The sequence below is a fragment of the Bradyrhizobium sp. USDA 376 genome (assembly GCF_054063675.1).
Genome location: NZ_JBSSGN010000001.1, coordinates 8,407,977 through 8,433,509 on the forward strand (window position 1 = coordinate 8,407,977; position 25,533 = coordinate 8,433,509).

A 25,533-nucleotide genomic window follows, 5' to 3' on the forward strand; every position below is an offset into this window, starting at 1 on the left:
CACCAGCGGGTTGGACGGTAGCAGAGGAGCCCTCGCGGATGGGATTTTCGGACTATCGGACGGCCCTGGTGACGGGCGCATCCTCCGGAATAGGGGCTGCGACGGTTCGCCGCCTGAGTGCGGAAGGGCTCGAAGTCTACGCCGTGGCCCGCGACGCCGCTCGCCTGAGCGCCCTGTCCGCGGAGACCGGCTGCCGCGCCTGCGCCGTCGACATCAGCGACCTCGATGCGCTTGCGGCCTTGGCGAAGTCGGCCGAGTTCGATGTCCTGGTCAACAACGCCGGCCAGTCCCGGCGCGGCAATATCCTGGACACCACGCCCGAGGATGTCGACGCCCTCATCGACGTCAATTTGCGCGCGGTCCTGCATCTGACGCGGTTGATCGTTCCGGGCATGGCGCGCCGCGACCGCGGCCATGTCGTCAACATCTCCTCGATCGCCGGCCATTACGCGTTTGGCGGCGGCAACACCGTGTATCATGCCACGAAAGCCGGCATTCACTCGCTGTCGCAGCAACTGCGCGTCGATCTCTACGGGACCAGGGTTCGCGTCACCGAGATATCGCCGGCCCGGGTCGAGACCGAGGTTTTCGGCCGGCTGCTCGGTGATCTGGCCGAAGCGAAGCGCCGCTTCTTCGACGACTATGATTCACTTCAGCCCGAGGACATCGCCAATTCGATCGCGTTCGCGGTTGGGTCGCCGGCGCGCATGAATGTCGCCTTCATGGAAGTCCTGCCGACCCAGCAGGTCGTCGGCGGCCTCAATTTTGCACAGAAGAGCCGGCCGCCGGCCGAGTGATACATGAACGCCCCGAACTCGGCGGGCCGTCAACGCGGAGCGTGACTGTGGACCTCGCCAAAATCGAACAACTCGTCGATCTCGTCACGCGCTCCTCCATCGCAGAGCTGGAGCTCACGCAGGACGGAACCCGCATCCGCATCCTCAAGCGCGGAGCATCTGCGGTCCCGGCTCAGCCTGCAAACCGGGTCGAGGTTGAGGTCCCTGCTCTGGATCACCAGGAACGCCCTGCTCCCGAGGTCACCGCCGACATCGTCGTGCCGGCACCGATGCATGGCATCTTTTACCGGGCTGCTGCGCCGGACGAGCCGCCGCTGGTCGAGGTCGGCGCGCGGATCGCGGCCGGGCAGAAGATCTGCATCATCGAGGCAATGAAGACCTTCATCGACATCGCCGCCGAGGCGCCAGGTATCGTGCTCGCGATCCTCGCGGAGAACGGTGAGGAGATCGCAGCCGGTCAGGCCCTGTTCCGGATCGGTCCTGCGGGTTCATCCTGATGTTCGACAAGGTCCTGATCGCCAATCGCGGCGAGATCGCGCTTCGCATCCAGCGCGCCTGTCGGACGATGGGTCTCAAGACGGTCGTCATCCACTCGGAAGCGGACCGCGACGCGCGCTATGTCGCGCTCGCAGACCAGGCGCTCTGCATCGGGCCGGCGCCGGCGAGCACCTATCTCAACGTTGCGGCGATCCTGCTCGCAGCCGAGGTTAGCGGCGCCCAGGCGATCCACCCGGGTTACGGCTTCCTCTCGGAGAGTGCAGAGTTCGCCGATCGGGTCGCGCGCGCCGGCCTCACCTTCATCGGCCCGCCGGCGGATTGTATCCGGACCATGGGCGACAAGGTCGCGGCCAAGCGTGCGATGCGGACGGCGGGCGTGCCTTGCGTGCCCGGGCCGGACAGCGCCCTGCCCGATGATCCGGCCGAGGTGCGCGCGATCGCGCGGGACATCGGATACCCCGTCATCATCAAGGCCGCCGGCGGCGGCGGCGGACGCGGCATGCGGATCGTGCGCAGCGAGGCCGTGCTGGACGAGGCGCTGGCGCTGACTCGCGCGGAAGCCAGCAAAGCCTTCAAGAACGCTGCGGTCTACATCGAGAAATTCCTCGAACAACCGCGCCATATCGAGATCCAGGTGCTGTGCGACCAGCACGACAACCATCTCTGGCTCGGCGACCGTGACTGCTCGCTCCAGCGCAGGAACCAGAAGGTGGTCGAGGAAGCTCCCGCGCCCGGCATCGATCGCGCGCTGATCGAGCGGGTGGGCGCGAGCTGCGTCGAGGCCTGCCGGCGGATCGGCTATCGCGGCGCCGGCACGTTCGAATTCCTCTACGAGGACGGGCAGTTCTTCTTCATCGAGATGAACACGCGCGTCCAGGTCGAGCATCCCGTCACCGAGGTGACGACGGGGATCGACATCGTCAAGGCGCAGATCCGCATCGCCCAAGGCGAGCCGTTGGGCATCGCGCAAGGCGACATCGCCCGTGTCGGCCATGCCGTTGAATTCCGCATCAATGCCGAAGACCCCACCACTTTCGCGCCCTCGCCCGGCACGGTGACGCGCTGGGACGTGCCCGGCGGCATCGGCATCCGCGTCGATTCGCATATCACCGCCAGCGCCACCGTTCCCCGTCACTATGACTCGCTGATCGGAAAGCTCATCGTCCACGGCGGCACCCGCGAGGAAGCTCTGGCGCGTGCGCGCGTCGCCTTGTCCGAGCTGCGCGTCGAAGGCATCCGAACCAATGTGCCGTTGCATCAGGCGATCCTCGGCGATCCCGCGTTCTGCCGCGGCGGCTACGACATCCATCACCTCGAGCACTGGATGAACGCGCGGGTAGCCGCGCAATGACGACCCCGGACCGACCACGCATCAGCCTGCTCGGGACATCGGCCCTCCTGTTCGAGGCGCCCGGCGCGTTCGACCTGCAGCACCAGCGGCGCATCTGGGCACTGGCGGCCACTGCGTCGAAATGGCCGGGAATCCGCGAGGCCATTCCCGGCATCACCAACATGATGCTGACTTTCGAGACCGCTCCTCGCGAGCTCGACACTCTGATCGAAGCGCTCAACGACGGCTGGGACGCGGCGGAAGGCCTCGCGATCGGCGGCCGCGAGATCAGGCTGCCTGTCACCTATGGCGGCGAGATCGGATCGTCTCTTCAGTCCGTCGCCGATCATTGCGGCCTGTCCGTCGACGACGTGGTCTCGATCCACGCCGCGCCGCTCTACACGGTGTTCGCGCTCGGCAGCCATCCCGGTTATTGCTATCTCGGCGGCATGGACCCGCGCATCACCATGCCGCGACGGCAGACGCCGCTGCAACGCTCCGCGGGCGGCTCGGTGTCGATCGGCGGATCGCAGACCGGCGTCTCCGCCTCGCCCGGGCCGAGCGGCTGGCACGCCATCGGGCATACGCGCTGGACGTTCTTCGATCCGTCCTGGCCGACGCCTGCTGCGCTCACACCGGGCGACACGATCCGCTTCGAGATCGAACGGGTGATCCGGTGATCGAGATCCTGTCAGTCACAGGGCCCGCCAGCGTCCAGGATATCGGCCGCTTCGACCAGTATCGCTTCGGGGTCGGCACGTCGGGTGCGATGGACGATGTCGCGCTGCGTGCCGGCAACATCCTTCTCGGCAACGACGAGAACGCTGCCGGCATCGAAATCCCGATGCTGCCGTTCAAGCTTCGTTTCGACCGGGACATGGCCTTTGCGCTCACCGGCGCCGGCGTCGCCGCCGAGATCGCAGGACGCGTGATCCCGCCATGGTGGCGGTCGCACGCCCGTACCGGAGATATTCTCACCATCAAGGCGATGCCCCGCGGCGCACGACTCTATCTGACCATCGGCGGCGGCATCGACGTGCCCGCGGTGCTTGGCTCGCGCAGCACGCAGTTTCGCGGCGAGTTCGGCGGCTGGCACGGACGGCCGCTCCAGCCCGGCGACATCCTGCCCTGCGCCGCATCGACTGCGACCATCGGGGAGCTCGGGGTCGAGCCGGCCGAAATCACGCTCGCACGGCCGAACGCCGCCGCGGACGAGACCATCGTCAGGGTCGTGATTGCCGGCGAGTATGACGGGTTCGACGCCGCCACGCAGGCGCTGTTCTGGTCCAGCAGCTGGAAGATCACGCCACAGAGCAACCGTTACGGCTACCGCCTGAAAGGCCCAGTCGTGAAGCCGAAGGCGCCGATCGAGAAGCGCTCGCACGGCATCGTCCCCGGCGTCATCCAGATTCCGCCGAACGGGCAGCCGATCATCCAGATGCGCGACGCGCAGACGTCCGGCGGCTACCCGAAGATCGCAACCGTGATCCGCGCCGATCTGTGGCGCGTCGGGCAGGCGCGGCTCGGCAGCAAGCTGCGGTTCGAGCAAACTGCTTATACCGATGCGCTGGCAGCCGAAGCCGAGATGTCGGCCTATCTCGATCGGCTCAAAACCAATGTACGCCTTGTCGAGGAGACCAGAACATGCCGATCAAGCTGACCGACATCGCGCGTCTGGCGCAGATCCTCGAAAGGTCCGGCGTCGACACGATCGAAATCGAGGAGCCGGGCCAGTCCCTGAAACTCGTCGTCGACGTGCGCCCGCGATTGGCTGAATCACCGACGCTTGCCACTCCCGCTGCAGACCATTCCGTCATTGCCAAAGCCGACGTCGCGGGGCATTTCCTTGCGGCTCATCCCTGGCGGGACAAGCCGTTCGTCGTACAGGGCCAGCGCATCGAGGCCGGCGCGATCGTCGGCGTCGTCAAGATCGGGCTCTTGTATGCGCCCATCGTGGCGCCGGCCGCCGGCACCGTCGACGCCGTGATCGCGGAGCCTGGCGCAACGGTCGGCTACGGCACACCGATTGTGCGCATCCGCCCGCTCACCGGGAGCAGCCCGATCAATTGAGCAGAACGGTCGCAGGCGTGACTTCGCCGCCGCCCTGCTCGATCACGCGGCGCACCGTGCCGGCGAGGTTGACTGATCCTGGCGTGTCGCTGTGAATCAGGATCGAGCGTGCCTCGACCTTAATCGACTTGCCCTCGATCGTCTGCACAGTGCCGCTGTCGAGGAAGCGCTTGACCCGCTCGGCCACGGCCTCGGTCGAGGTGATGACCGAGTTGGGAAGCTTGCGGGACACCAGATGGCCGTGCTCGTCATAGGCGCGATCAGCCAGGAACAGCGTCAGGATGCGCAGGCCCACCTTGCGCGCGGCGCGCACGATCTCGACATCAGGCTGCGAGAACACGATGAAATCGCGATTGATGGTCGCAATCGCACGGGCGACGACATCGGCCATGTCGGGGTCGGCATTGACCATATTGCCCATCGCGGCGTGGAAGCTGACATGGGTCACGCGGTGGCCCGCATTGGCCGCGATCGCCTGCAAGGCGCCGATCTGATAGACCATGTGCTTCTCGAGCTCGGCGGCGTCCATCTGGATCACGCGGCGGCCAAATCCGAGCAGGTCAGGCAGGCCCGGATGGGCGCCGACCTCGACCCCCTTCTGCTTGGCCAGACGAACCATGCGATCCATGATGATGGGATCGCCAGCGTGGAAACCGCACGCCACGTTGGCTGACGAGATGATGCCCATCAGCGCCTCGTCGTCGCAGATGCGATAATTGCCGAAGCCTTCGCCCATGTCCGAATTGATGCCGATTTTCATGTTCGTACCCTGCTCTTGTTATTGTTGACGTCCACTCAAAGCGCTCGATAGAGATCCGCGGTCGCTCGCAACTTCGCGAGGTAATCGTTGACGGGAGCCATGGCCGCGACCGCGTCCTGGTAGCTCACCTCACTGAAGGCGATGACCGATCCCGGCGTCGCTTGGCCGAGGCGCCAGAGATCAGCCTGGATCACGGCCGCCATCTTCGGATAGCCACCGGCCGTATTGGCATCGCTCATCTGGATGATCGGCTCGCCGGCCGGCGGCACCTGCACGACGCCGGCCACCACACCGTGCGAGCGCATCTCGATCGGCGCGTCCAATGTCAGCTTGCCGCCGGTGAGACGGTAGCCGCCCCGATCGCTCTGGGCGCTGATCTTCCATCGCGTCGACCAGAATGTCGCCTGCATCGCGTCCGAAAACAGGTCGTACTCGCCGGCCCGCATGACGCGTATCCGCAGCACACGGTCATCCGCTGGAGCGGCGCCCGCGATCGCGACATCCGGCGGCGCGACGCCGAAGTCGAAGCGGCCGTCGCTCCCGCCCGACGAACTTCCGATCGGCACGACATCGCCCGCATGCAAGGTACGGCCCTCGAGCCCGCCGAAGCCGCCGCGCAGATGCGTGCTGCGCGAGCCCAGCACGCGCGGAACATCGATGCCGCCGCCGAATGTCGCGTAGACCCGCGCCCCGCGCCGTGGTGCGGTGATCGCGAGAATGTCGCCTGCCTTCGCCTGCGTGCACCACCACGGGCGAACGGCCAATCCCGCCAGCGTCGAGTCGTGATCGGCGCCGGTGAGCGCAAATGCGGTGTCGGCCGAAAAGCGCAGGCGGAACGGAAAGGTCTGGATCTCGATGCCGGCCGCATTATCGTCATTGCCAAGCAGCGCATTGCCGGCGGCGAGCGCGACGGGATCCATGGCGCCCGACGTGCTCACTCCGAAACGACGCGCGCCGTGGCGGCCCAGGTCCTGGATGGTGTTGAAGGCGGGGCTGGTGAGGATCTCGATCACAGCTCGATCCGATCGATCCTGAATTTGACACGGTCGCCCGGAAGCATCAGCGAGCACTGTTCAGACCTCGGATCGAACATGGTGACCGACGCCCAGCCGATGGCATTCCATCCGTTGGGACTTGTCAGCACAGCGACGCCGGTCTGCATCCCGCCGATCGTCACCGAGCCTGCCCGCATGTTGAGGGAGGGCACGGATTTGCGCGGCATGTAGATGCGCGGATCGAGGCCGTGGAGATAGCCGAACCCCGGCGAGCTCGCGACCGCACAGACGGTGTATTCGCCTTCGCTATGGATCCTGATGACGTCACTCTCGGACAATCCGGAGCGCTTCGCAATCGCCGGCAAATCAAAGCCGAGCTCGCCGCCATAGACCACGGGAATCTCGATCAGCTTGCCGTCGGCCTTGCGGCTCGGGACACGATGCCACAGTTCGACGATCGAAGCGCCGAGCATGTCGATATCCTCCGGCGGCTGCCCGAACACGAGCATCACATTGGTGACGCCGATGACGGCCTCCTGGACGTTGGGCCAGGTGGAAACCGCATCCGCAAGGGCCCAGATACGGCCCTGCTGCACCAGGTCGAAATCACCCGGCGCCTCGACCAGCATCGCAAGCGTGCCGATCAGACTGATCTTCGGGCTTTTCTCGATCGTGCCGACAAAAGGAGCGTTGGGCTGATTAATCGACAAAAGGGCCTCGCTGGTCGCACGCCCGTGGCGCTGCCTCCCCTAGATCTAGCCAAGCGGCGCAAGCCGATCCAAGACGATGTTCGTCTGCGGGTATAAGGGATGTCGATTGCCCGTAGGACGCCGCGCGCCTCCGGCTTCAGTGACGCGCAATGACGTGATTGCTGGGCGACTCCCACCGCGCCACGACCTCCTCGCCCACCGCGTATCGGAGGCCGGCCTGCTGCGACTGGTTCTGCTCGAATACGATGATCTGCCCGCCGCTCGGCGTCTTGAGATAGTAATGACTGACGAACCCGCGATAGATGGCCTGATCGACGCGCGCCGTCACGCTGTTGGCGCGTTGCGCCGCCGGGCTCTGGCCAACACGCTCGACCACGATCGCCTCGGGCCTGATCGAGACCATCACGTCGCTTGCCGCTTGTGGGATCTGGTCGACCTGCAGGCTCAATTCGGGCGAGACGCGAATGACCGCTCCACTTCCATTGCGCTGCTCGACAGGCCCATGAAACAGATTTGACGCGCCGATGAACTGCGCGACGAATTTCGAGGCCGGTCGCTGGTAGATTTCGGTCGCCGAGCCGACCTGCTCGAGCTTGCCATCGCGCATAACCACGATCTTGTCGGCCATCGTCAGGGCTTCGTCCTGGTCGTGGGTCACCATGACGGTGGTCAGACCGAGCCTGCGCTGAAGGGCGCGCAGCTCGACCTGCATGCTCTCGCGAAGCCCCTTGTCGAGCGCCCCGAGCGGCTCGTCGAGCAGCAGCATGGCCGGCTCGATCACCAGGGCGCGCCCCAATGCGACACGCTGCTGCTGGCCGCCGGAGAGCTGCGCCGGATAGCGCTTGCCGAAGCTGGAGAGCTGCACGAGGCTGAGCGCCTCGGCCACCTTTCTTGCGGCATCGGCCTTGGATATCCCGCGCATCTCCAGGCCGAAGGCGATGTTCTCCTCGACAGTCAGATGAGGAAACAACGCGTAGTTCTGAAACAGCATCCCGACGTTGCGGCGATGCACGGGAACGCCGGTCATCCTCCTGTCGTTCACGAAGACATCGCCGGATGTCGGGCGGATCAGCCCCGCGATCATACGCAGGCAGGTCGTCTTGCCGCATCCGCTCGGACCGAGCAGCGCCACCATGTGGCCGGGCTCGATCGTAAGCGAGACGTCGTCGACCGCAACGGTGCGGTTATATTCCTTGCTGAGGCGGTCAAGCCTGACTTCGGAAGACCTCATGGCAGCCTGTCCTAGCTCGTGAACACCTGATTATAGCGCTCCAGCCACGGACCGCGGCGCGGAACGATGAACTTCCAATCCGGCGTGAACAGTCCGAGATCGGTCGCCTTGGTGTCGGGATAGGCCAGGAACTTGGCCGTCTCCGGTTTGAAGTCGATGCCGCCCACCGAGGGCGCGCTGAGGGTCTGTTCGGACAGCATCTTGGCGACCGAGGGCTCCAGAATGCGGTTGATCAGGGCACACGCGAGCTCCGGCTCGGGCGCATTCTTGACCAGCGTCATGCTGTTGATGCCGGTGAAGGCGCCTTCCTTCGGGAAGGTCATGTCGATCGGCATGCCCTTGGCCGTGTGCGGATAAATCGCCTTCGAATATTCGATGCCGCCGATCGTCGCCTGGCCCTGGGCCACCTGGAGCACCTGCGCCTCGCTATCGTAGATCGTCAGGACGTTGGGCTTGAGAGCAGCGAGCTTGTCCCAGCCGCTATCGACCAGATACTGCGCCTCCTTCAGCGGCTTGCCGGTCGTGAGCGCCGTCGCCACGATGAGCATCAGCACGCTCTGGGTGTTCTTGGGCGTGTTCAGCAGGATCTGCTTGCGATATTTCGCCTCGAAGATCTGCTCATAGCTCTCGAGCGGCTTCGTCACCTGCGGATTGATGAACATGGCCGCGCTCGAGATCGAGAAGCCAACACCATAATCTTCTTCGAAGAGATAGCGCGGATAGACCTTTGCGAGATTTGGAATCTTGGCGGCGTCGAGCTTGTCGATCAGCCCTTCCTGCTTGGCCTGAGGGATACCGACATCGTCCATCATCATCATGCTGAAGCGCGGCGTGTCGCGGGTCGCGCGCAGAGCGGCGATGTTGGACAGCGTCGCGCCTTCGATCGTGAAGACGCGGCACTTGTACTCGGCCTCGAACTTGGGAATGACCTCCTTCTGGATCAGCTTGCCCAGCGCGGAGTTGTAGACGCCGACATGCAGTTGCTTGGCGTCCTGCGCCCACGACCGGCTGATGATCGTCGGGAAGGCAACCGCGGATGCACCGGCTTTAATGAGAGTCCTACGTGTCAGCTTCATGGGTCCAATCTCCATCTACCAATGCACATCAGGCAGCCAGCGCGCGGCGAAGGCCGACCAGTTTCTCCAGCAGCAGCACGCCGACCATCGCCATCAGGATGATGATCGTCGACATCGCCGGTACAGAAGGGTCAAAGACGTTGACCAGTTGCCGCATCAGGACGAGCGGCACGGGCGAGTATTCCGAGTTCGCCAGCCACATCGTGACCGGGTAATTGTCGAAGGACACCATGAAGGCGAACAGCCCGCCGGCGGCGACGCCCGAGGCGATCTGCGGCAGCGTCACGCGCCAGAAGGTGGTCAGCCGGTTTGCGCCGAGGGTGCGCGCGGCATCCTCCAGGTTCTCATCCACAAGCTGAAGGCTGGTGACGACGGTGCGGATGACATAGGGCGACGTCACGACCACGTGTCCGATCAGGAGGTTGAGCCGCGCATCCTGCGAGCCGAGCTTGGTCAGAACCTGAAGCAGCGCGAGGCCCGTGACCAGCGCCGGGAAAATCAGCGGCGACAGCAGGAATCCCTTGATCGCCGCCAGACCGAAGAAATGGCCGCGCACCAGCGCGAAGGCCGCGGGCACGCCGAGCAGGAGCGAGCCCGCCGTGGTGCCGAGCGCGAGGAGGATGCTCAGCCTCATCGCCTCGAGGAAGTCGCGGTCCTGCAGAACCTTGGCATACCATTTCAGCGTGAAGCCCTGCGGCGGGAACGTCACGAAATAGGAATCGGAGACCGACACCGCCATGACGAGGAGCAACGGCGCCAGGATGAACAGCATCATGCCGGCGGTGATGGTATAGAGGATGAAGGCGCCAAAACCGGAAAACCGCTCGTCCATCACTCGGCCCTCCTGAGACGCCGGCCTTCCAGAAGCCACATCGAGACGCCGTTCACCGCAAGGACGAGGCCAACGAGAACGACGGCGATCGCGGCGCCGAACGGCCAGTCGTAGACGACGAAGATCTGCTGCTCGATCAGATTGCCGAGCATGACCGCCGAGGCGCCGCCCAGGATCGCCGGAATGACGAAGGAGCCGGCGGTGAGCGAAAAGACCAGGGTAAAGCCCGCGACGAAGCCGGGCATGCTCAAAGGCAGCGTCACCCGGAGAAACACCCTCCACCACGGGGCGCCCAGCATGCGAGCTGCATCTTCGAGGTTGGGATCGATCTTGCCGAGCGCTGACGCCAGTGGCAAAACCATCATCGGGAAGAACACGTGCAGCGACCCGATGACGACGGCGGCCTCGGTGTAGAGGACCGATATCGGGGCATCGACGATATGCAGCGTCATTAGAATCCAGTTCAGCATTCCCTTCGGACCGTTCTGGAGCACGAGCTGCCAGCCATATCCGCGAACCACCACGCTCACGATCAGAGGGGCGATGACGATCAGGGTGATGATGCGCGTGACCATCGGACGGCTCTTGACCATCACCAGCGCGACCGGATAGGCGAGCACTGTCGCAAGCACCGAAGTGATGATGCTGATCCGCAGCGTCGTCCAGAGCACGCGTGCATAGAGCTCGACGTTGATCAGACGGGCGTAGTGCGCAAGCGTGAACGGACGGCCGATGATGCCGCGGCTGTCCTGTGTCTGGATGCTCGAGAGCAGCAGCCCCAGCGCCGGATAGAAGAAGAAATACGTCAGGAACGCCAGCATCGGGATGGCCAGGAGCCCGACAGGCAACACCAGGCGCCACCGCGATGCCCGCCGGGTTGCCGGTGGAGCTTGAACACCTAAGACTGCCACCGCCTCGTCGCTGGTGGTCATCGCTGGCCGTCCTCGACTGCGCGATACCAAGGCAATACCCCTCTTTGCATAAAGCTTATGCGTCGGCATCCTACAGGACCAAGAACATCTTCGTTTAGGGGCATCAGGAAGGATTATGACAATTGGTTCGGCATACTGCTCCGATCTTGACCGACGAATGCCGCTCGCTGCATCTTTCGTTCTCCGCCGAGGGCCAAGCCCCCTGACATATCGACGGCCGGTCAGCGCAGGCTTTCGCAGAAGCTCGCGATCCGGCGGCAGCCTTCCTTCAGCGATTCGGTATCGGTCGCGTAGGAGATCCGGAAGTACGGGCTCATGCCGTAGGCGCCGCCCGGTACGGCCGCGACATGCTGTTCTTCCAGCAGAGCCGAGATGAAGTCGGCATCGCTGTCCAGCCGGCGTCCGCCCTTTGTGGTCTTGCCGATGCAGCCGGCGATGTTCGGAAACACGTAGAAGGCCCCTTGGGGCTTGTGGCAGGTGATGCCCGGAATCTGATTGAGGAGCTTGACCACCAGATCGCGCCGATCGCGATAGATGTCGGCGCGCTCCTTGAGGTAGTCCTGCGGCCCGTCCAGGACGGCGACGGCCGCTGCCTGGCTCAGCGTGCAGATTCCGCCGGTCGCCTGGCCGTGGACATTGTTCATCGCCGCGATCAGGTCCCTGGGACCGCCGCAATAGCCGACCCGCCAGCCGGTCATGGCGTAGGCCTTGGACGCGCCGTTCACGGTCACGACGCGATTCATCAGCTTCGGCTCGACCTCCGCGATGGTGCAGAACTCGAAACCATCATAGGTAAGATGTTCATAGATGTCGTCGGTGAGAATCCAGACGTCGGGGTGTTTCAGCATGACGTCGGCGATCGCGCGCATTTCCTCGCGCGTACAGGCAGCGCCAGTCGGATTGTTGGGAAAATTCAGGATCAACCATTTCGTCCGGGGCGTGATCGCAGCCTCCAGGTCCGCCGGCCGAAGCTTGAACTGGTTGTTCTCCGGGCAAGGCACCGCGATGGGCGTCGCCTCCGCCAGAAGAACGATGTCCGCATAGGTGATCCAGCCCGGCGCCGGAATGACGACCTCGTCGCCGGGATTGCAGGTCGCAAACAGCGCGTTGAAGATGATCTGCTTGCCGCCATTGGCGATCAGGATCTCGTCGAGGGCGTAGTCGAGATTGTTCTCGCGCTTGAATTTGCGCTGGACCGCGGTCCGCAGCGCGACGGTCCCCGGCTGCGCCGGATATTTGGTATCGCCTGCGAGGGCGGCCCGATGTGCGGCATCGATCGCATGCGGCGGCGTCGGAAAATCGGGCTCGCCGGACGACAGGCCAACGATCTTGACACCCGCGTCACGGAGCTCGCGCGCCTTATCCGTCATCGCCGCCGAGGCCGACACCTTCACGGTCTTGAGGCGGTTAGCGAGTTCAGGCATTGTCAGCTCCACTTCTGATGTCTTTCAAACGTGCGGCCTCGGATCGGCTCGCGAAACGCAATTCGCCGACGACCTGGAACGTGGGAACGACCTCGATCATCGCGACGTTCATCCGCGCCGGGGATCCCACCGCGAACGCAATGGCATCCGCGATGTCCTCGGACTGGAGGGTCTCGAACGCCCCGACGAAGCGGGCATCCGGATCGTCAGCGGCGTTCTGGTTCTGGAAGATGCTGGTCGCCACGCGCCCGGGCGAGACTTCGGTGACACGAACGCAGGTCCCGTAGAAGTCGACGCGCAATTGCTGCGACAGCGAATGAATGCCCGCCTTCGTCGCGTGATAGGCCACGGATGAATTGAATGTGGTGGCGTTCTCGCCGAAGGCGTAATGGCCCGCGATCGAGGAGACGTTGACCACGTGGCCGCGGTTGCGCCTCGCCATGCCCGGTGCAATCAGCCGCGTCAGGTGCACGACCGCGCGCAGATTGACGTCGACCAGCGTGTCGACATCATCTGATGCCATCTCCAGGATATTGCCGCGCCGCGACTGGCCGGCATTGTTGACGAGAACATCGAATTCGGCCGAGCTGGCAAGGCGTTCCAGGGCCTCGAGATCGTTCACATCGACCGCAGATGTGTGGCATCCGGTCTCGGCCGACAGGCTGGCCAGCCGGCGAACGTCCCGCGCCAGTGCATGGACCTCGAGCCCCTCGGCGCGGAGGCGCCGAACCGTCGCAGCCCCGATACCTGAGGACGCGCCCGTCACCAACGCCGTTCGGTAGTCCGAAAATCCCATCCGCAAGGCTCTCTTGCAGTCAGCCAGAGCGGCGGAAAGTTACGTGCGGAGCTTGGCGCACGCATACAGCGGATTTGTTCTGCCCTCATAAGGACATCCAATATCCGGGCCGAAAGTCGTCGGGCGCGCGAGCCATAAGCACACCCGATGCAGGCAGAGTGAATTTCTCTTACTCGTCGCCGCGCGTATCCCCTTACATTTTGCGATGCTCTTCGCTCAGCCATGGGAGACGGACTAGGATGTTGGAAGTCGGCAATCGGATCGTCATGGTCTCTGGGGCTTCGCGCGGCATCGGGCGCGCCGTCGTCGACCGGCTGCTGGCGTCGGGCTTCCGCGTATCGGCTGGGCTTCGCGATCCGAGTCGCCTCGCCGAGACCGAGAGGCTCATGACGCACCGTTATGATGCCGAGGACGCCAAGAGCCCGGTCTCCTGGGTCAACGCAACGGTCGCGCGGTGGGGCGGCGTCGATGCCATCGTCAACGCAGCCGGCATCAATCCAAAGGTGCGTGTCTCCGACGAGGGCGAGAACGAGCTGGATGAGATGTGGCGCGTGAACGTCAAGGGTCCCCTGCGTCTCGTCAGAGCCACCCTTCCCCATCTGGCCGTCTGCGGTCACGGCCGGGTCATCAATCTGGGATCCCTCGCCGGAAAGCGCGTGGGAAGCAACGTCGGCTACGCCATGACCAAGTTCGCCGTGGTCGCACTCACCCACGGCATTCGCCGCGAGGGGCGCGCAGCCGGCATCAGGGCGACGGTGATCTGCCCGGGCTACGTTGCCACCGACATGACGCTGAACGACGACGAGATCCCGCGCCACGAGATGAGCCAACCGGGCGACATCGCCCGCCTGGTGGAAACTGCACTCATGCTGCCGAACAACGCGTCGGTCTCCGAGATGCTCGTGCACTGCCAGTTCGAGCCGATGCTATAAGGCCGGGGCAAGACGACGACGTTCGTAGCGGAGAACGAATCGCCCGCCGCCCCGAAAAGCCCGATTCTGGTTCTACAGCAAGCGCTACCTGCCACGACGGGCAGAGCAAATTGTCCGTTTTGCTCGCTTTAGTATCCTATTTTACAACGAGCACAGGATCGGCCTGCACCATCGGGGCTGCGCGCTGTACGAGGTGCAGTTTGCTCTTCGTCAAGAAACGAAAAAGCCGCTGCACCAGCAGAGCCTTGCAATGGTGGTCTGGATTTATGGCAACTGGCAGTGATCGCGTAGCAAGACGGGCAACAAATTTTACGGAGCTGCTTCGCGCAAGCGCTCTTCCGATACCGAGGCGATTGCCGACAAGGAAAGGCAACGACGACTACCTTTCCGGACGGAAGGATGCCGGAAGGCAAAGCGACAGATGACGCTATCGAGACTTTCGCCGACATCGCGAACGCGATGTCCTTGAGAGGACATCCACTTCTCGATCCGGCGCACTCCCGAACGTCCCAAGCCCGGCTGCGCAAGTAGCTCAGCCCTGGTATGGAGGGACGCAATTTCGAGGAGATAGTTCATGCGCGTCGATGGATCTCTGCCGATCAATGCCGCAAGAGGACTGTGAACCAATACGACGGCAATTCGCTCCGGCAGAGGGCTGTGGCTTTGCGCGAGAGCGAGAGCCTTCCTGACGGTCAATTCCACCCCCAACCTGCAAACATTCCAAAGATCGTTCTAAGAATACGTCTAGCAGAGCCGCTCGGTGTTGTCCCGGGTGCACACGTTACGGTTGATCTCGATTAGACAAGTTCTAGATCGAGGAAGCTCCAAAACGCCATCGGAACGCGTCAGATTGTGCCTATCAGCCATCGCGAATGAACGGGGTGACGCAGCTGGACGCGGAACACAGACCATTTGCAAGTTCGTTATCGGCTCGGCTTGCGAGCAAGAACTTCGCTTGGTCGATCGCCGTCAAATCTGCAGTTCCGCTCCGTGAATTTCGTCTGATCTCCCTGCCCGGACCGTGCATTCGAGGTTCAACCGAGTTGCAAAATCCACGGGTAATCTTCTTGTGGCTGGGCGCGACGCATGGATTGCGAAGCGGGGCGTTCGGCAAGAACGCAACACCCGGTGTCGACGAAGCCAGGATGCTGCTCGACGCGGACGAAGCCCGGCGTCTGGAGCGATTTCTCCACGTGGAAGATCGAATGAGCTATCTTGTCGCACACGCCGGCGCGCGCCTCCTGTTGGGAGCCCTGGCGGGGCGGGCAGCCGACCGGGTGCAATTTGAAACATCCCCGCTGGGTAAACCCCGGCTCGTTGATGCCCCCACAGGCCTCGACTTCAGCTTGAGCCATGCCAGAGGCGCTGTCGCCGCTGCAGCGGCATACATGCCGATCGGAGTGGATATCGAGCCGCTTCGGGAAATTTCCGATCTGGACGAGATGGTCGAAATCACCTTGTCGTCGGAGGAACGCAGGACGCTCGCAAGAACGCCCGAAGCCCTGCGATCCCGTCTCTTTCTTCGCTACTGGACGTTGAAGGAAGCAATCCTCAAGGCCGCAGGCGTCGGCTTTGCTGTTTCACCGCACACATTGACCGTCGATGCGGGACCGTCCCCGGCCGTGCTTGCCGTGCCGGATGCACTTGGTCCGGCAGAGCAATGGCACGTCATCGCCGCGAGCTAGGCGATGAGTTCGCGGCGCGAAATTGTCGAGAGCAGGGACTCGGCAATCTCCTGGGAACGCACGGCAAGAACCGACAGCAGCGTATCGCTCAAGCCGTGAGAGGATTCCGAATATCCCTGGAGGTGGATCTGCGGACGGAACGCCGGACTGGTCACGAGCCGGTAATTGCGATCCAGCGCCGCATCGCGAACGTAGCGCCGGACCGGCTCAAGAAACTTATGCGGTGTTTCCCTGTCATATCCCGTCGCCAGCACGACGACGTCATAAGTCGAACGACGGCTTTCGCCACGGAATTTGTCTACCAGACCGACTTCGATACCGTCCGGTTTCGCATCCACATTCGTAATCTCGCTGCGGGGACGCAACACGATTCTTGCGTCGCCACCAACGCGTTGCTGGTAGAGCAGTCGGTACAGCTGGTCCAGCAGATCGGAATCGACCACGGCGTAGTTCGTGTTCCGGAAATTACGGACGATCGCATCCCGCCGCTCGGCAGGCTGCTCGTAGACAAAGTCGGTATAGTCCGGGTTGAAGATCTCGTTGACGAAGGGGCTGCTGTCGGACGGCTTGAGAGCATGGCCGCGGAAGATCAGATCGATGTGCGCCTCGGGACATCTGCCATGGAGGTCGACCGTCACCTCTGTCGCGCTCTGTCCGCCGCCAACGACGGCAACGCGCACGGCTCGATCGCGCGGGACGACCCGCTCGATCAGGTCGAGATAGCGGCTGGAATGCAGCAGCCTGCGATCGTCAGCGGCCTTGAGAAACGCCTGAGGGACATACGGCTGGCCTCCCACGGCGACCACGAGATTTCGTGCGAGGCGCACGGTCTCTCCGCCGGCGGGCGACCGTGAATGCACGCGCAACGACGTCACCGTCTGCCCGGCCGTCACCGGCTCGATGGCGACGATGGTTTCGCCGTAAGCGGCCTGCGACTTGAAATGGCCCGCCACCCACTGAAGGTAATCATTGAACTCGACGCGGCTCGGATGGAAAGTCCGGCAGTTGATGAACTCCAGCAAGCGACCGCGCTTGTGCAGATAATTCACGAAGGTGAAGGGACTGGTCGGATCGCGCAACGAGACCAGATCCTTGAGAAACGATATCTGCATGTCGCTGCCTGGAAGCAGCATGCCGCCATGCCAGGTGAAGTGCGGCTGCTTCTCCACGAACAACGGCGCGCATTTCAGGCGCGATCGCTTCGCACATTCGTCCAATGCGATGGCGAGTGCCAAGTTGGAAGGCCCGAATCCGACGCCGATGACGTCGTGCTCGATCGCAAGTTGATGAGACATGAAGCCGCGCTCCGCTCGCGCTTTAGGACGAGACCGCCGGGCCGGCGGCCACCGGAAGCCAGAGCCGATCGCCGAAGAAGCGTTCGCGCAACAGCACCACCAGGGTCGCGCGCTTGTGGGGAAAGTCGAAATTCTTGATCTTCGCAAACCCCGAGAGCTCGAGATTGCGAAGCTGCTGGGAATGCGCTGCCGCCGGCTCTCCGACGATCCGCTGGGTACGGCAATCGTCGAGGAACATGTAGTGCATCAGCGAGGGCAGCCACGCGCTGATGTAACGACGGCCGCGAAAGGCGTCCTCGCCCACGACCACGTGCCATCCCCGATCGTAGTCGCCGGCATCATAGAACGGCGCGATGCGATTTTCCTTGGCCCAGTAGAGCTCGAAATAGCCAAACGGCTCATCACCGAAGCAGCCTATGAGTGGCAGCATGTGAGGATCAGCCAGGATGCCGGCCAGATATCGTCGATGCTTATCGAGATCGCCCGCCTCGTTCCAGAACGCATCGACTCGGGAGTCATTCATCCAGCGATGCAGCAAATGGAGATCATTCTCGAGGTCGGCCACGCGAAACGAGATGACCTCCGACAGCCAGGGAATGAACCGGCCATACACTTTGCCCGTCGGTTTTGCGGCGCGCCGCGGATGTCGCTTGCCGTCCGTCATGACGTGGAGTTGCGGCCATGGCGGTCGTCCGGGATTCACCAGCCAATTGTCCCGTCGCTGCATGACCAATTCGGGAAGCAGCACCAGCTGTCCCTCCGACATGACGGCGAGGCCGCTATCCATCAGCTCCCGTGCAGGCGATGCTCCACCGACGAAATCCAGAACGAGCCGATCAGCACCCGGCCGCCAGGCGAACAGCGCCTCGGCAGACGCCGACACCGCGCGTATCGCAAGCTCACGGTCGTCCGACGCATTCATGACCTCGAGGTGATCGACCCGCTCCCGCAGACGCAGTTCCAACGCCGTCACGTCGTCGGCGACGACGCGAAGGCGATCTCCCTCCTGGAAAACGGTCAGAGCGGAATATGGGCCGACCGGAAACGCACGAGGTCCGGTCCCGGAATCCGAAGCCTTGTTCATCCGGCCCTCGCATCTCGATCATCGTTGACGCGTGGTGTAGATCACTCGCCTACAGGCTGACAAGTAATGCACGCACACGCAGATTAGATTCTCTACAAACCTGACGGCCCGTCGCAAAACGGGATCGGATATTGTCGTCTGCGTGCGACAAAAAGTACCCGCACCTCGCTACAATGGGTCTAAAGCGGCGCGCCGGTTGGAACTGCGGAAGCGCCAGCGACGTTATCGGCGATCGCCTCACTTGCGACGATCTTGCCGTCGCGCAGCCGCACCAGATGATCCGCGATCCCGAAATAGCGATCATCGTGTGAAATCACGATGATCGTCTTTCCGAGACGCTTCAGATCAGGCAGCAGCTCCGTGTAGAAGATGTGTCGGAAGGCCGGATCCTGATCCGCGGCCCACTCGTCGAACACGAGGACGGGTCTTTCCTCGAGCCATGCATTCATCAGCGCCAATCGCTTGCGCTGTCCGGTCGACAGGTCCGTCGTCGTAAACACGCCGTTCTCGACCGAGACCTTGTGCGCGACCTCCAACCGCTGGAGGTAGCGCTCCGCGACATCAGGAACCACGCCTTCTCCACGAATGAGATCCTCGAACAGATAGTAGTCGGAAAAAATCGTCGTGAAGAGCTGTCGGTAGTCGTCCCGTGTCTCCGTCAAGACGGGCAGTCCGTCGCGAAGCACCGTGCCGCCGTGCGGAGCATATAGACCCAGCAACAGCTTGATGAGGGTCGTCTTTCCGCTGCCATTCTGCCCCACGATGAAGACGATGTCCCCCTGACGAACAAGCAGATCGACCGGCCCAAGGACAAAGGGGTCACTGCCCGGTACGGCGCGAAAGGCGTAGGTTACGCCGCGGAGCTCGATGGACTCGATCGTAGCCTTGCCCGGCGCAGCGGGGGCAGTGACCAGCAGGTCGTGCTCGGGGGTCGAGAACTGCTCCGAGAGCTCCGCAATGCGGTGCATCGCGACCTGAGCGCGGCCAAGCGCCGGCAGGATACCGATGACCTGATCAATGGGGCCGCGCATATAGAGCAGCACCAGCACAAAGCCACTGGACACCGCAGCAGGGCTGTCGGGCCACAGGAACGGACGCAAGGTCAGCGCTACGCCGATCACGACGAAGAACAACATCGTGCCGAATGCCCGCGCCGTCACAAACAGATTGATCGACCTGATCTGCACCGAGCTGATCCGGTCGACGGTCTTCTGGAGTTGCTCGATATAGACCCGCCGCCGGCGGACGCGATTGAGACGCAGCTCCTTGGCGCCCTCTGCGATCGCGCGGTACTGCTTGTGCAGCTGATCCTCCGAATCCCGCGCGGCGCTGAAGCCGTGAACGCCTCGGGTCCTTGCATATCCATGCGCCAGCGACCCCAGGACGATGACGGCTCCCGTGATCAGGAAAAGCGGCCACGACAGCACCGCCAGGTAAACCATGCAGCCGAGTGCGATCACGAGCGACACGAAAAAGGACGAAAAGAAGAACGCGAAATCACTGATCGTGTCGACGTCCTGCGTAAGAACCGGGATCAGGCGATGCGTCCGGTAGATTTCGAGCTGATCGATCGGCGCGGCCAGTATCCTGGCGGCCAGCGACTTGCGAAGCTCGGCGATGATCCGCTGTCCGACGTAATTGGCGCTGACATCGGCACCGATGGAACCGATCAGGATCAGGAGGCACAGGCCGGCGAAGGCGAGAAGCAGCGTTACGACGTCGGCCTGCGTGGCATAGAGCCCGTGATTGACGACCGCGAGCAACGCCGCGACGCTGGCGCCGCCAACCAGACCCAGAACGATGCCGCCGAGCACGAGCGGCCAGTAAGGCCGCAGGAGGTGCAGGATCTGCGCCGTCAGGCCGCTTCGTGAGTTCATGATGAGAGCCGCGCTGGAGGAGACCTGAAGCGAACCTGTATGGTCAAACAAGCCGTGCCGATGTGATGCGAATACATGATGGCAGCACCGCAACTCCAGCGCTTATTTTCTCTGCTCTTTCGATGGATTCTAATTTGGGATCGACCATGCCTTTAATATGATGCGGGTAGTACCGCTTTTGCATCGCAGCCGGCGAGCGAACAGGATTTTGATCCAGCGCCGTGCCAGGCCGCGACATCCGGACATCGTAGCGCTTGCAGGCCAGCATCGGACAGGCCCGGTGGAGAATGACTTTGGACTTGCTTATCTCCGAAACCCGCATCGCGCTTCCCGATGCCGCCGGTCTCGCTGCGCGGATGATCGATCATCTGGCCGAGCATGACATCGCCTTCGAGGACCGGGACGGACTCATGGTGGCGAAACTGCCGTTCGGTACCAGTTCCCTCGCCGTCGAGGCCGAAGCACTCAAGATCCGCGTCGAAGCCAACGACAAGGGCAATCTGGAAATGCTGCGCTCGGTCGTCGCCTCGCATGTGATCGAGTTCGCGGGCGACATTGCCCCGACCATCGTTTGGTCCGGTCATGAATCCAACGGCGGCATGCTGGCCAATTTCCGTGAGGTGCGGCTGAAGGCCGCGATCACCCTGACTCCGCACATGCGCCGGCTGACCTTCACCGGCGACGACATCGCCCGCTTCGTGAACGACGACGACCTGCACGTGCGGCTGTACTTTCCGCCCGAAGGCCTCGCCAAGCCCGAATGGCCGTGGCCCGCTCCTGACGGACGAATCCTGTGGCCTGAGCCCGACCGCAGGCCCGTCACCCGCTATTACACGATCCGCCGCATCGACCTGGAGAGCCGCGAGATCGATATCGATTTCGTGGTCCACGATCACGCCGGGCCGGGTTCAGCGTTCGCCGTCGACGCGAAGGCGGGCGCCATCTGCGGCATGGCCGGCCCGCTGGGCCGAGGCATTCGTCCGGCACGCTGGTTGCTGTTGGCGGGCGACGAAACCGCCCTGCCCGCCATCGCGCGGATTCTCGAGACACTGCCGTCGACGGCGGCGGGTGAGGCCTTCATCGAGGTCGCCGATCGACGCGAGGAAGTTCCGCTGGTTGCGCCGCGCGGCGTAGCGATCCGCTGGCTGCATCGCGAGGGCCGTCCGGCCGGGACGACCCAGCTCCTGGTCGACGCTGTCAAGGCGGTGCGATGGCCCGACCATCGGGAGGTCTTCGCCTGGGTCGCATGCGAGGCGCAGGCGCTGAAGGCCCTGCGAAACCACTTGCGCGACGAGCAAAAGCTCTCCCGCGATCAGCATCTGGCCGTCGCCTATTGGAGCCTGCGCCAACCATGACGTTCCAACACGCGCAGACGGGCGAAACGACGCTCGCCTTGCCGACCAGCATCACGCAGGCCCGGCCCGATGTGCCCGCCTCGTTGTTCGAACTCGACCAGGTCGGTTTCGCGGTGGCCGGGCGCGCGCTGCTCGAACCGCTCACCTTGTCCCTTCCCGCACGCAGCGTCGTCGGGCTGATCGGGCATAACGGCTCCGGCAAATCGACCTTGCTGAAATTGTTGGCGCGCCAGCAGCCAAGCTCGTCGGGAACGATTCGTTTCGAAGGCCGCACGCTGCGCGCGTGGAGCGATCGGGACTATGCCCGCAAGGTCGCCTATCTGCCGCAGCAAACGCCGCCCGCCGCCGGCATGCTGGTCAAGGAGCTGGTCGCACTCGGCCGCTATCCCTGGCACGGCGCGCTCGGCCGGTTCGGCGACACCGACCGCGAGAAAGTCGCAAACGCCATGGCGTTGACCCATATCGAGCCGTTTGCGGACCGGCTGGTCGATACGCTGTCCGGCGGCGAGCGCCAGCGGGTCTGGATCGCAATGCTGGTTGCGCAGGATGCCGAATGCCTGCTGCTCGACGAGCCGACCTCGGCGCTGGACATCGCCCATCAGATCGAGGTGCTGTCGCTGGTCAGGCAGCTCGCCCGCGAACGCAATCTAGGCGTGGTCGTCGTGCTCCACGACGTCAACATGGCCGCCCGCTTCTGCGACGAGATCATCGCGCTCCATTCCGGGAAGCTGATTGCCCGCGGCACACCGGACAAGATCATGACGCCGGCCGAGCTCGAAACCATCTACGGCATCCCGATGGGCGTGATGCCGTCGCCGGACCACGGCCATCTCATCAGCTTCGCGCGGTGAGAGTATCGCCTGGGTCGCAGTCAGCCGCGCTGCGGCCGTAGCAGCCAGATGAGATAGGGTCCGGCGAGCATCATAGCGAAGATGCCGGCCGGCATCTGGAACGGAAAGATCACCATGCGTCCGGCCCAATCCGCCGTGACCATCAGGATCGCCCCGATCAAAGCGGCCAGTGCCGCCTGATGAAGGGCGCGTTGCGCGCCCATCATCCGCGCCATGTGCGGCGCGATGAAGCCAACCAAACTCAGAAGACCCACCATCAGCGTCGCCGTTGCCGTCAGCAACGCCGTCAGCAGCATGATGATGATGCGGCTCCGTGCCAACGAGATGCCGACCGAACGCGAGGTCGCCGGTCCGAGCGGCAGGATGTCGAGCCAACGGGATAGCATCGGCACCATGATCAGCAGAATGAGCGCCGCCGCGGCAAGGACCGCGGCCTCGGCCGGACCAATCTGGTAGAGCGATCCTGTCAGCAGCGACAGCAGCGTACCGATACGCGGATCACCGGTCGCCAGCGCCATGGCGATGATCGCGCCGAACGCCGCGCTCATGGCGACGCCGGCCAGCAGCACGCGCTCCGGACTGAACTCGGACCGCCGGCTGAACAGCAGCACCAGCGCCAGCACGATGAAGGCGCCGATTCCCGCCGCCGCAATCTGCGCCAGCCGTGTGTGAGCGGGAAAGAGATAGAGCAGAACGATCACGCCCATCGCGGCGCCATAGCTGATGCCCATGACCTCCGGTGCCGCCATCGGATTTCCGGTCATCCGTTGCAGCAGCGTGCCGGCGACCGCCAGCGTCGCGCCTGCTGCCAGTGCCGACACCACGCGCGGCCAGCGCCACGGCCAGAATTCCTGCAAGCCGGACAGACCGTTCCAGCGCCAGCCGTCGGAGCCGACGCCGAGCGCGAGTGCGATCCAGACGACGAGCAGGAGCAAGACGAGAGCGAACAGGATCACGCGCCAGGGGTGATCGAGACGTGGCGGAGCGGATGGCGTGAGGTTTCCCATCGGCATGGCGGCCCGCAGCCGTGGCAGCAACACGAGCAGCATCGGCGCGCCAATCAGGGCCGTCACCGCACCGGCCGGCATTTCGCGATAACCGGGCGGGATCAACAGCACGAGCTGATCCGTCAGCCACAGCAGCAGGGCACCGCAAAGAGGCGCCCAGATCAGCCGGTCGCGAAAACGGCGCGCACCCGAGAGCATGACGATGGCCGGCGCGGACAGGCCGACAAATCCCATGACCCCGACCACGCTGACGACCGACGCGCTGAGGGCGATCGCGATGACAAGCGCGAAGACCCGGGCTCTCGTCAATCCGAGCCCCAGATTGCGCGCGGTCTCGTCGTCGAAGCCGAGCAGGGTCAGCGGACGAACCATCGCCGCAATCAGCACGATCGAAATCAGGAGCCGCGGTGCCAGGAACGTGACGTTGCTCCAATCCTGCTGGTTGAGGAAACCGGCGCCCCAGATGAACAGACCGATCAGATATTCGTGGTTGAGCAGCACCAGAGCCTGGGTCGTCACAGCGCAGTAATAGCTGACGATCAGTCCGGCGAGCACGAGGACGACAGGCGACAGCGCACGTTTCCAGGTCAGCCCGAACACGCACAGGAACGCAGCAAACCCGCCGAACAGCGCAATCCACTCCCGGCCGAAGACCAGCAGCGACGGCGCCCACAGGGTCGTCACGGCCAGCGCAAGATAGGCGCCGTTCAGCACACCGATGGTGCTCGGCTCCGCGAGCGGATTGCGCAGCACCTGCTGAGAGACGGTGCCGGCGAGGCCGAGGGCCGCGCCGGCCAGCAGCGCCACCGCAATGCGCGGAAACACGGTGTAGTGCACGAGCATCTGCTGCGGATCGGTGACCTCGGGCCGCCACAACACCGGCAACCACGCGGTCGCGGGCAAATATCCCGATAGATTCCGCCAGGTGAGTGCGACGGCGGCCGCCACCAACAACCCGATCAGCATCGCCGGATGCATGCCGAAGCCGGACCGGGCCGGCAGTGCCTCAACCTTGCTCATGGCTTTCCCGCGGCAGCCGTTCGGCGAGAAGACGGGCGAAACGTTCGGCCGCCGGCACGCCACCATAGAAGAACTGATTGTCCAGAACCGTCAGTCGATGCGACCGAAGAGACGGCAGGGTCCGGAGCACCGGGCTTGCCTTCAGCAAGGCCTCGACGTCGGCGACCCGCGAGGTCATCAGGACCAGGCGCGCGTCGGGAACCGCGGCGAGCACTTCCAGCCCCACGCTGGTATATCCCCATGGACCGCTCTGTCCGGTCCAGGCATTCTTCAATCCGAACTGATCGAGCACCTCCTGATAGAGGCTGTTCGGACCGAACACGAGCGCGCGGTTGCGCGCGATCTCGCTGACGAGATAAAGCGGCTTGCCGCCGCGATCGCGGAGCTGCTCCCGATACCCGGCCATGGCGACATCGAAACGCGCGAAATAGGCTTCGCACGCCGTCTGCACCCCGAGACGCTTCGCAAGCTCCATCGTCGAACGGCGTGCCGTGTCGAGAGGACGCCCGCCGGGTCTGAAGATCGTGAACATCTCGACCGGCGCGATCAGCTTGAGCCGGGGTACGGCGGCCGCGATGCTGGGATCGATGACGATGATGTCGGGCGCGAAGCTCTGTAGCAGCTCGAGATTTGGCTCCGACCGCAGACCGATCTCCTGCACCCCGGACGGAACGGGCGGCTCGACGACGAGCCGGCCATAGCGCTCGATCTCCGGAATCACCAACGGCACGACGCCGAGCGCCAGTATCGTCTGGGCGCAGGCCCAGCCGAGCGCGGCAATTCGTGGGCCGGATTGCGATCCGCCGGTTTGGGCAAATGCCATCGGCCATGCACCCGCAAGTGCCGTGCCTCCGATCGCCGCACCCGCGCCAAGAAGCGCGCGGCGGGACAGCCTGTGGTCTGAAACAAACGTGCTCATGGGATTCGGTTCAGGAGCTCCTTGCAGGGAGCCCGCGGGACGATGACAGCCATGACA

24 protein-coding genes are annotated in these 25,533 nt (G+C 63.9%); 10 read left to right on the forward strand and 14 right to left on the reverse strand.

Annotation, left to right across the window (positions count from 1 at the left end; translation table 11 throughout):
- Positions 1–38 precede the first annotated feature (38 nt).
- Genes ACVJ19_RS39625 through ACVJ19_RS39650 form a run of 6 tightly spaced genes read left to right on the forward strand, consistent with a single transcriptional unit; the run spans position 39 to position 4,695 of the window.
- A complete protein-coding gene (locus tag ACVJ19_RS39625; RefSeq protein ID WP_453954461.1) occupies positions 39–797 on the forward strand; it encodes an SDR family oxidoreductase in 759 nt (252 codons plus the stop codon).
- Positions 798–844: 47 nt separating this feature from the next.
- Positions 845–1,294: an acetyl-CoA carboxylase biotin carboxyl carrier protein gene (locus ACVJ19_RS39630; protein ID WP_453954462.1), complete on the forward strand. Its 450-nt coding sequence runs from the start codon at positions 845–847 to the stop codon at positions 1,292–1,294.
- Positions 1,294–2,646 (forward strand): acetyl-CoA carboxylase biotin carboxylase subunit, encoded by a 1,353-nt coding sequence (gene accC / locus ACVJ19_RS39635; protein ID WP_453954463.1) that lies wholly within the window; start codon positions 1,294–1,296, stop codon positions 2,644–2,646. The genes ACVJ19_RS39630 and accC overlap by 1 nt, the downstream gene beginning before the upstream one ends.
- On the forward strand, positions 2,643–3,305 hold the full coding sequence (pxpB, locus tag ACVJ19_RS39640; protein WP_453954464.1) for a 5-oxoprolinase subunit PxpB: 663 nt from the start codon (positions 2,643–2,645) through the stop codon (positions 3,303–3,305). Before accC ends, pxpB (ACVJ19_RS39640) begins: the two co-directional genes overlap by 4 nt.
- The gene (locus ACVJ19_RS39645) at positions 3,302–4,285 is read left to right on the forward strand and encodes a 5-oxoprolinase subunit C family protein (RefSeq protein ID WP_453954465.1); all 984 of its coding nucleotides are present in this window, start codon (positions 3,302–3,304) and stop codon (positions 4,283–4,285) included. The genes pxpB (ACVJ19_RS39640) and ACVJ19_RS39645 overlap by 4 nt, the downstream gene beginning before the upstream one ends.
- Positions 4,270–4,695, forward strand: coding sequence for an acetyl-CoA carboxylase biotin carboxyl carrier protein (locus tag ACVJ19_RS39650; RefSeq protein ID WP_453954466.1), 426 nt, complete (start codon positions 4,270–4,272; stop codon positions 4,693–4,695). Before ACVJ19_RS39645 ends, ACVJ19_RS39650 begins: the two co-directional genes overlap by 16 nt.
- Here ACVJ19_RS39650 and ACVJ19_RS39655 read toward each other — a convergent pair.
- The 9 genes from ACVJ19_RS39655 to ACVJ19_RS39695 all read right to left on the reverse strand — a co-directional run bounded on the left by ACVJ19_RS39655 (position 4,688) and on the right by ACVJ19_RS39695 (position 13,451).
- On the reverse strand, positions 4,688–5,455 hold the full coding sequence (locus ACVJ19_RS39655; protein ID WP_453954467.1) for a 5-oxoprolinase subunit PxpA: 768 nt from the start codon (positions 5,453–5,455) through the stop codon (positions 4,688–4,690). The genes ACVJ19_RS39650 and ACVJ19_RS39655 overlap by 8 nt on opposite strands.
- 35 nt (positions 5,456–5,490) lie before the next feature.
- Positions 5,491–6,468: a 5-oxoprolinase subunit C family protein gene (locus ACVJ19_RS39660; RefSeq protein WP_453954468.1), complete on the reverse strand. Its 978-nt coding sequence runs from the start codon at positions 6,466–6,468 to the stop codon at positions 5,491–5,493.
- Positions 6,465–7,160: a 5-oxoprolinase subunit PxpB gene (pxpB, locus tag ACVJ19_RS39665; RefSeq protein ID WP_453954469.1), complete on the reverse strand. Its 696-nt coding sequence runs from the start codon at positions 7,158–7,160 to the stop codon at positions 6,465–6,467. The genes ACVJ19_RS39660 and pxpB (ACVJ19_RS39665) overlap by 4 nt, the downstream gene beginning before the upstream one ends.
- A gap of 136 nt (positions 7,161–7,296) precedes the next feature.
- Entirely contained in the window at positions 7,297–8,391 is a 1,095-nt protein-coding gene (locus ACVJ19_RS39670; protein WP_453954470.1) for an ABC transporter ATP-binding protein, read from the reverse strand.
- 11 nt (positions 8,392–8,402) lie between these two features.
- Positions 8,403–9,467, reverse strand: a complete 1,065-nt coding sequence (locus ACVJ19_RS39675) for an extracellular solute-binding protein (protein ID WP_453954471.1) — start codon at positions 9,465–9,467, stop codon at positions 8,403–8,405.
- Positions 9,468–9,495: 28 nt separating this feature from the next.
- On the reverse strand, positions 9,496–10,299 hold the full coding sequence (locus ACVJ19_RS39680) for an ABC transporter permease (protein ID WP_453954472.1): 804 nt from the start codon (positions 10,297–10,299) through the stop codon (positions 9,496–9,498).
- Positions 10,299–11,231 (reverse strand): ABC transporter permease, encoded by a 933-nt coding sequence (locus ACVJ19_RS39685; RefSeq protein WP_453954473.1) that lies wholly within the window; start codon positions 11,229–11,231, stop codon positions 10,299–10,301. Before ACVJ19_RS39685 ends, ACVJ19_RS39680 begins: the two co-directional genes overlap by 1 nt.
- A gap of 221 nt (positions 11,232–11,452) precedes the next feature.
- Positions 11,453–12,655 (reverse strand): pyridoxal phosphate-dependent aminotransferase, encoded by a 1,203-nt coding sequence (locus ACVJ19_RS39690; protein WP_453954474.1) that lies wholly within the window; start codon positions 12,653–12,655, stop codon positions 11,453–11,455.
- Positions 12,648–13,451, reverse strand: a complete 804-nt coding sequence (locus ACVJ19_RS39695; protein ID WP_453954475.1) for an SDR family oxidoreductase — start codon at positions 13,449–13,451, stop codon at positions 12,648–12,650. The genes ACVJ19_RS39690 and ACVJ19_RS39695 overlap by 8 nt, the downstream gene beginning before the upstream one ends.
- A 239-nt stretch (positions 13,452–13,690) precedes the next feature.
- Between ACVJ19_RS39695 and ACVJ19_RS39700 the strand changes: the two genes are divergently transcribed.
- Both ACVJ19_RS39700 and ACVJ19_RS39705 read left to right on the forward strand, forming a co-directional pair.
- On the forward strand, positions 13,691–14,383 hold the full coding sequence (locus tag ACVJ19_RS39700; protein WP_453954476.1) for an SDR family NAD(P)-dependent oxidoreductase: 693 nt from the start codon (positions 13,691–13,693) through the stop codon (positions 14,381–14,383).
- A gap of 881 nt (positions 14,384–15,264) precedes the next feature.
- Complete coding sequence (locus ACVJ19_RS39705; protein WP_453954477.1) at positions 15,265–16,068, forward strand: 4'-phosphopantetheinyl transferase family protein; 804 nt, start codon at positions 15,265–15,267, stop codon at positions 16,066–16,068.
- On the opposite strand, the gene ACVJ19_RS39710 is transcribed toward ACVJ19_RS39705, so the two are convergent.
- The 3 genes from ACVJ19_RS39710 to ACVJ19_RS39720 all read right to left on the reverse strand — a co-directional run bounded on the left by ACVJ19_RS39710 (position 16,065) and on the right by ACVJ19_RS39720 (position 20,324).
- Positions 16,065–17,363 carry a lysine N(6)-hydroxylase/L-ornithine N(5)-oxygenase family protein gene (locus ACVJ19_RS39710; RefSeq protein WP_453954478.1) on the reverse strand — a complete coding sequence of 433 codons (1,299 nt, stop codon included), beginning with the start codon at positions 17,361–17,363 and terminating at the stop codon, positions 16,065–16,067. The two genes, ACVJ19_RS39705 and ACVJ19_RS39710, sit on opposite strands and share 4 nt — an antisense overlap.
- A gap of 22 nt (positions 17,364–17,385) precedes the next feature.
- A complete protein-coding gene (locus ACVJ19_RS39715) occupies positions 17,386–18,447 on the reverse strand; it encodes a GNAT family N-acetyltransferase (RefSeq protein ID WP_453954479.1) in 1,062 nt (353 codons plus the stop codon).
- A 179-nt stretch (positions 18,448–18,626) separates the two neighbouring features.
- Complete coding sequence (locus tag ACVJ19_RS39720; protein ID WP_453954481.1) at positions 18,627–20,324, reverse strand: cyclic peptide export ABC transporter; 1,698 nt, start codon at positions 20,322–20,324, stop codon at positions 18,627–18,629.
- Positions 20,325–20,578: 254 nt separating this feature from the next.
- Between ACVJ19_RS39720 and ACVJ19_RS39725 the strand changes: the two genes are divergently transcribed.
- A complete protein-coding gene (locus ACVJ19_RS39725) occupies positions 20,579–21,679 on the forward strand; it encodes a DUF2218 domain-containing protein (RefSeq protein WP_453954482.1) in 1,101 nt (366 codons plus the stop codon).
- Positions 21,676–22,530 (forward strand): ATP-binding cassette domain-containing protein, encoded by an 855-nt coding sequence (locus ACVJ19_RS39730; protein WP_453954483.1) that lies wholly within the window; start codon positions 21,676–21,678, stop codon positions 22,528–22,530. Before ACVJ19_RS39725 ends, ACVJ19_RS39730 begins: the two co-directional genes overlap by 4 nt.
- A gap of 20 nt (positions 22,531–22,550) precedes the next feature.
- On the opposite strand, the gene fhuB is transcribed toward ACVJ19_RS39730, so the two are convergent.
- Positions 22,551–24,557: a Fe(3+)-hydroxamate ABC transporter permease FhuB gene (gene fhuB, locus ACVJ19_RS39735; protein ID WP_453954484.1), complete on the reverse strand. Its 2,007-nt coding sequence runs from the start codon at positions 24,555–24,557 to the stop codon at positions 22,551–22,553.
- Positions 24,544–25,380 carry an ABC transporter substrate-binding protein gene (locus tag ACVJ19_RS39740; protein ID WP_453954485.1) on the reverse strand — a complete coding sequence of 279 codons (837 nt, stop codon included), beginning with the start codon at positions 25,378–25,380 and terminating at the stop codon, positions 24,544–24,546. Before ACVJ19_RS39740 ends, fhuB begins: the two co-directional genes overlap by 14 nt.
- Positions 25,381–25,533: the final 153 nt, after the last annotated feature.